The following is a 5,046-nucleotide window of genomic DNA, read 5'->3' as shown; positions in this document are numbered from 1 at the left end:
GGCTCGGATGGCAGCGGGGGGAGCTAGCGGAGCGTCGGCAGACAGACCGCGCTGGAGACGCGCTTGAGGTCGACGTGAAGTCGGCCTACGAGGGCGATTCCGGTGCGGGACATGCTTCGAGAGTGCCATCCCGAACCCGCCGCGTCTACCTCGTCCCGCCATGCGGACGGTCGGTTGAGACGCGTAACAATTCCGTGATCATGCGCGGGCAAGCCGACGGCGGCCGCGTGATCACGCGGCCGCGGCTGTCGGTATACCGTGCGACTCTCTCAGAGCCTTGCGCTCAGAGCCTTTCGATGATGGTCACGTTCGCCTGGCCGCCGCCCTCGCACATCGTCTGCAGCCCGTAACGGCCGCCGGTGCGCTCGAGCTCGTGCAGCAGCGTCGTCATCAGCCGCGCGCCGGTCGCCCCGACCGGGTGGCCCAGCGCGAGCGCGCCGCCGTTCACGTTCACCTTGGCCGGATCGCACCCGGTCTCACGCAGCCAGGCCAGCACCACGGAGGCGAAGGCCTCGTTGATCTCGACCAGGTCGATGTCCTCGAAGCCGAGCCCGGTCTTGCGCAGCGCGTGCGTGGTGGCCGGGATCGGGGCCGTGAGCATGCGGATCGGGTCGTCGCCGCGCACCGACAGGTGGTGGATCCGGGCCCGGGGGGTCAGCCCGTGCTCACGCACCGCCTGCTCGGAGGCGAGCAGCAGCGCCGCCGAGGCGTCGTTGGTGGGGGAGGAGACCGCGGCGGTGAGCAGTCCGCCCGGAACCAGGGTCTTGAGACCGGCCATCTGCTCCAGGCTGGTCCCGCGCCGCGGCCCCTCGTCCACCGCGAACTCGCCGTAGGGCGCGATCTCCCGGGTGAAGTGGCCCGCGTCGATCGCGGCCAGCGCGCGCTGGTGCGAGCGCAGCGCCCACTCCTGCATCTCCGCCCGCGAGATCTTCCACTCGGCCGCGATCCGCTCGGCGCCGTGGAACTGGCTCACCGGCGCCGCGCCGTAGCGCTCGGTCCAGCCGACCGAGCCGCGGAACGGCCCGTCGGTGAGCCCGAGCGGCTCGGCCGCGGCGGAGCCTGAGTACCACAGCGGGATCTGCGACATGCTCTGCACGCCGCCGGCCACCACGAGATCGCTGGTGCCGGACATGACCGCCTGCGCCGCGAAATGCACCGCCTGCTGCGAGGACCCGCACTGCCGGTCGATGGTCACGCCGGGCACGTGCTCGGGCAGCCCGGCCGCCAGCCAGGCCGTGCGCGCGATGTCCGTGCTCTGCGGCCCGACCGTGTCGATGCACCCGAAGACCACGTCCTCCACCGCGCCCGGATCCACCCCGGTGCGCTCCATCAGGGCACGCAGCACGTGCGCGCCGAGGTCGGCCGGGTGCACGGCGCTGAGCGCGCCGCCCTTCCGGCCGACGGGAGTACGGACCGCACCGACGATATACGCCTCGCTCATGAGCCAAGCGTACTGCGCCCGGCCGGATTTGTTACCGGCCGGTACGGGTCGTTGCGGCGCTACGCCAGCTCGGCCTCGGTCGCCCGGACCGTCCAGGTCGCGAAGGACTCGCCCTGCTCGCGCCCCGCCGCGTACCGGCGCACCACGCGCTCGATGTAGTCCGGCAGCTCCACCGCGGTCACCTTCAGCCCGCGTACCTTGCGGCCGAAGGAGCCCGCGTCGTCGAGGTCGGCGCCGAAGTGGCCGCCGAGGTGCACCTGGAAGCCCTCCACCTGCTCGCCCGCCGCGTCGCGCACGATCTGGCCCTTGAGGCCGATGTCAGCGGTCTGAATCCGGGCGCAGGAGTTGGGGCAGCCGTTGATGTTGATCGTGATCGGCGTGTCGAAGCCCGCGAGCCGCTTCTCCAGCTCGTCGATCACCGAGGAGCCGAGCGCCTTGGTCTCCACGATCGCGAGCTTGCAGAACTCGATTCCGGTGCAGGCCATGGTGTGGCGGCGGAAGACGCTCGGGCGCACCTGCAGGTCGAGCGCGTCGAGGGCCTCGATCAGCGGCTCCACCCGGTCCTGCGCCACGTCGAGGATCAGCATCTTCTGGTCGGCCGTGGTGCGCACCCGGTCCGAGCCGGCCGCCTCGGCCGCGTCCGCGATCCGGGCCAGCGTCGGGCCGTCCACCCGGCCCACCCGCGGCGCGAAGCCGACGTAGAACGCGCCGTCCTTCTGTTCGTGCACGCCCACGTGGTCGCGCTCGGCCGGCGGGACGAAGGCGGGGGCCGGACCGTCGGGCAGCGCCCGCTTGAGGTACTCGGTCTCGAGCACCTCGCGGAAGCGCACCGGGCCCCAGTCCGCCATCAGGAACTTGAGCCGGGCGCGGGTGCGCAGCCGTCGGTAGCCGTAGTCGCGGAAGATCCCGCACACCCCGGCCCACACCTCGGGCACCTCGGCCAGCGTCACGAAGGCGCCGAGCCGCTTGGCGAACTGCGGGTTCGTCGAGAGCCCGCCGCCGACCCACAGGTCGAAGCCGGGGCCGAGCTCGGGGTGCACCACACCGACGAAGGAGATGTCGTTGGCCTCGTGCACCACGTCCTGCAGCCCGGAGATCGCGGTCTTGAACTTGCGCGGCAGGTTGGAGAACTCGGGGGAGCCGATGAACCGGCTGGTGATCTCCTCGATCGCGGGCGTGCCGTCCAGGATCTCGTCCCTGGCCACCCCCGCCACCGGCGAGCCGAGGATGACGCGCGGGACGTCGCCGCACGCCTCGGCCGTGGTCAGCCCGACGCCCTCGAGGATGCGCCAGATCGCCGGCACGTCCTCGATCCGCACCCAGTGCAGCTGGATGTTCTGCCGGTCGGTGATGTCGGCGGTGCCGCGCGCGTACTCGGTCGAGACGGTGGCGATCGCGCGCAGCTGAGCCAGCGTCAGGCGTCCGCCGTCGATGCGCACCCGCAGCATGAAGTACTCGTCGTCGAGCTCGTGCGGCTCGAGCACGGCAGTGCGTCCGCCGTCGATCCCGGGACGCCGCTGGGTGTAGAGCCCCCACCAGCGCATCCGGCCGCGCAGATCCGAGCCGTCGATGGAGTCGAACCCGCGTACCGAGTAGATGTTCTCGATTCGCGCGCGGACGTTGAGCCCGTCGTCGTCCTTCTTGAACTGCTCGTTGTTGTTGAGCGGCGTGAAGTGCCCCTTGGCCCACTGCCCCTCGCCGCGGTGTCGGCGGATCTGGTGCTGCTTGACCGACGCGACCGGCTCGGCCGCGTCGGCGGCGGCAGCGGTCGAGGACGTGGCGGCGGGACGAGACTCGGGGGTCGTCATGGCGGGGGTGTCCTTCGTCAGGATCGGCGGCGGAGGAGCGAGGGCGACTCGCGTGCGGTCGGGGCGGCGTCGGCGGGTGACGCGTGGGCGCGGGATCCGGCCGGGAGCAGCGGGATGCGCTGCGGGCGGCGGAGGTCGGCGCCGGGCGTCGTCGACGGCGAACCCTTCCGCGAAGGGGTGCAGGCCGTCAAGCCTGACAGATCGCGCTGGAGGTCCGGCCGAAGTCCACGTGCCTGCGGGCTACCAGGGCCACGCGTCGCCCGCACACGGTGCGGAGCGCGGCGGAAAGCCGGTCGGCTGACTCGACAGGGGACATGGGCCCAGGGTCGCACCGGATCTGGGGGATGTCGAGCGGATCCCAGCATACGGACCCGTCGTGAGACGGCTGCGCGCGGCGCCGGGCGGCGTCGGAGTTCCCGCGCCGCCCTGCCCGTTCCCGCCGGTCGGCACCGCGGGACGCACCGTTCCCGGCCGCCGGTACCGCGTGCCGGTACTGCGGCTGTGCTAGCTCGTGGAGAGCGTGCCGAGCGTCACGTTCACCGTGGGCTTCGAGCCGTCCGCCTTGATCAGACCGACCGGCACCTTGTCCCCGGGGCTCAGGGTGGCGAGCAGTTCCTGCATCTGCGCGAGTGAGGTGACTGCGGTGTTGTCCAGCGAGACGATCACGTCGCCGGCGACGATCCCGGCGTCGGCCGCCGGACCGCCCGCGGTGGTGGAGACCACGCCGACGCCGACCGGCTGGGCGTTGGTGTTGACGACCGTGCGGCCGGTGATGCCGAGCGAGGCGAGACCGGAGTCGACCACCTTGCCGTGCTCGACGATCTGGTCGGCGATGTCCTTGGCCGTGTTGGAGGCGATGGCGAAGCCGATCCCCGGGAACGCGCCGCCGAGCTCCGGGTCCACCGCGGTCAGCGTCGGGATGCCCACCACCGCGCCGGTCAGGTCCACCAGCGCGCCGCCGCTGTTGCCGGGGTTGATGGCCGCCGAGGTCTGGATCATGTCGGTGAGGGTGGCGGCGGGGGTGTTGTCCGACTGGGGTTCGGTGACGGTGCGTCCGGTGGCCGAGATGATCCCGTTCGTCGCCGAACTCGACAGGCCGATCGGGTTGCCCATGGCCAGCACGATCTGCCCCACCGTCAGCTTCGAGGAGTCGGCGAACTGCGCCGGGCGCAGGCCCGAGGGCGGATCGGTCAGCTTGATCACCGCGAGGTCGCCCTGCGGGAACCCGGCCACCAGGGTGGCCGCATAGCTCTGACTCGAGGTCGACAGGGTGACCTTGAACGAGGTCGACCCGGCCACCACGTGGTTGTTGGTGACGATGTCGCCCTTGCTGTCCAACACGATCCCGGACCCGAGCTCACTGGTGGTGTTGATCTGCACCACCGACGGCATGACGGTGGAGATCACCGACTCGTAGTTGGACTGCAGGTCGCTCGCGCCGCCCTGGACGCTCACCGTCGCATTGCTCGACGGTGTCGAAGAGGACGAGGACGAGGACGAACAGCCGCCGAGCAGCCCGCCGCCGACTGCCACGGCCCCGGCCACACCCCATGCCACGAGTCGCCTGTGCAGCACCCTGGACCACCATCCTCGGCTCTCGGATTCTCCTCAGCCCCGACTTCCAGGAGAACCCGAATGCCCGTCAGCCGCACGCCCGATGGGCCGAATGAGCCGCTGCCGCGACCGTGTCAGCCCTCCACCAAGATCACGTCGAGTCGTCGTGGTCCGTGTACTCCTTCGACTCGGTCGAGTTCGATGTCGCTGGTGGCCGAGGGTCCGGCGATCCAGGTCTGCGGG

At 71.4% G+C, this 5,046-nt stretch carries 5 protein-coding genes; all 5 read right to left on the bottom strand.

Annotation, left to right across the window (positions count from 1 at the left end; all coding sequences use genetic code 11):
- Window positions 1-23: 23 nt before the first annotated feature.
- On the bottom strand, window positions 24-113 hold the full coding sequence (locus tag KDL01_RS46295; RefSeq protein ID WP_368861741.1) for a putative leader peptide: 90 nt from the start codon (window positions 111-113) through the stop codon (window positions 24-26).
- A 170-nt stretch (window positions 114-283) separates the two neighbouring features.
- Window positions 284-1,441 (bottom strand): acetyl-CoA C-acetyltransferase, encoded by a 1,158-nt coding sequence (locus KDL01_RS38945; RefSeq protein WP_212533745.1) that lies wholly within the window; start codon window positions 1,439-1,441, stop codon window positions 284-286.
- Window positions 1,442-1,500: 59 nt separating this feature from the next.
- The gene (locus KDL01_RS38940) at window positions 1,501-3,249 is read right to left on the bottom strand and encodes a nitrite/sulfite reductase (RefSeq protein WP_212533744.1); all 1,749 of its coding nucleotides are present in this window, start codon (window positions 3,247-3,249) and stop codon (window positions 1,501-1,503) included.
- A gap of 504 nt (window positions 3,250-3,753) precedes the next feature.
- Window positions 3,754-4,824 carry a S1C family serine protease gene (locus KDL01_RS38935; protein WP_212533743.1) on the bottom strand — a complete coding sequence of 357 codons (1,071 nt, stop codon included), beginning with the start codon at window positions 4,822-4,824 and terminating at the stop codon, window positions 3,754-3,756.
- 113 nt (window positions 4,825-4,937) lie between these two features.
- On the bottom strand, window positions 4,938-5,046 hold a 109-nt coding region (locus tag KDL01_RS38930; protein ID WP_212533746.1), incomplete at its 5' end, for an LUD domain-containing protein.

It is taken from the genome of Actinospica durhamensis (assembly GCF_018139695.1).
Classification (GTDB): domain Bacteria; phylum Actinomycetota; class Actinomycetes; order Streptomycetales; family Catenulisporaceae; genus Actinospica; species Actinospica durhamensis.
This window is presented reverse-complemented; position numbering and strand designations above follow the sequence as displayed.

Bases quoted from the DNA above. Each gene is read 5' to 3' on its own strand.
- KDL01_RS46295 (WP_368861741.1), bottom strand. From the start codon at position 113: ATGTCCCGCACCGGAATCGCCCTCGTAGGCCGACTTCACGTCGACCTC.
- KDL01_RS38945 (WP_212533745.1), bottom strand. From the start codon at position 1,441: ATGAGCGAGGCGTATATCGTCGGTGCGGTCCGTACTCCCGTCGGCCGG.
- KDL01_RS38940 (WP_212533744.1), bottom strand. From the start codon at position 3,249: ATGACGACCCCCGAGTCTCGTCCCGCCGCCACGTCCTCGACCGCTGCC.